The organism is Candidatus Symbiopectobacterium sp. NZEC135 (assembly GCF_025962695.1).
Genome location: NZ_JAGFPF010000752.1, coordinates 1 through 979 on the forward strand (window position 1 = coordinate 1; position 979 = coordinate 979).

Below are 979 nucleotides of genomic sequence, written 5' to 3' on the forward strand. Positions count from 1 at the left end.
TCCAGTGCCAGTTCGTCATCCATAGAGATGGTCAGTCGTTGCATGTTGCTCTCGTTTCGAAAACCCATTTTGGGACTAAGAATGAAGGTATTATAATAGGATGTTGACTTAAGTGATATCTTTCTTCTTCAGATGCAAAGAGAAAAGTGCGGGTTTCATATTCGTTGAACATAAACACCCATTGAATACCATTATCATGTCGAATATATTTAATGTAGAAAATCAACCAATTCGGCAAAATAGCATAATAACACCAGTAACAATAATAAGACTGAAACCCTATCCTGCCGTCATCAACGATTCTTTTATTTTCACCTGACGTTTATTTTTTATTGATGTACAGCCTTTATACTCCGTACCATCAAGTTTTACTTTTTTACTCACTGTCATTCACAGAGATAACAACCTGTGGCTTTCATAAATAAAAAGATAAAAATACAGCATCTGATAAACGAAATCATTCCGCAGGGTTATTTAATATATTTACCACATCCGGGGCCATAATTATTGACCGAACCTCACGACAGGAGATGAACATGCAATTTGATGAACTTTTTCTTAAGGCGATGTCCAACATGGGCATAACAACGTGTTTCGGCATTATTGGCGGTGAGGCGGAGGCAATACGTTTTGATAAATCGTTTGGTATTACCTTTTATTTAACCAGACATGAATGTGCGGCGGGAATTATGGCAGACGTCGCGGGGCGACTCACCGGAATGCCCCATATGTGTTGGGCCACGTTTGGCCCTGGGTTAACCAATATGGCTACGGGTGTGTGTTCCGCCATGTTGGACCACTCGCCCATGGTCGCCTGCTCCGCGCAGATTCCGCGCCCGCAGATCAGGTTTAACCTGACGCATCAATGTATTGATAACGTCGGGTTGATGGCAGGCATCACCAAATCCTGCCTGCAACTCGAAAAGGCACAAGAACTGGTTTCACACGTCCAAACCGCATTGCAGCGCACGCTGGAGGG

At 43.1% G+C, this 979-nt stretch carries 1 protein-coding gene; it reads left to right on the forward strand.

Translation table 11 applies throughout. The features are described from left to right. Nucleotides 1–536 precede the first annotated feature (536 nt). Nucleotides 537–979, forward strand: a 443-nt coding sequence (locus tag J5224_RS30205; protein WP_264628738.1) for a thiamine pyrophosphate-binding protein, incomplete at its 3' end; no start/stop codon positions are given.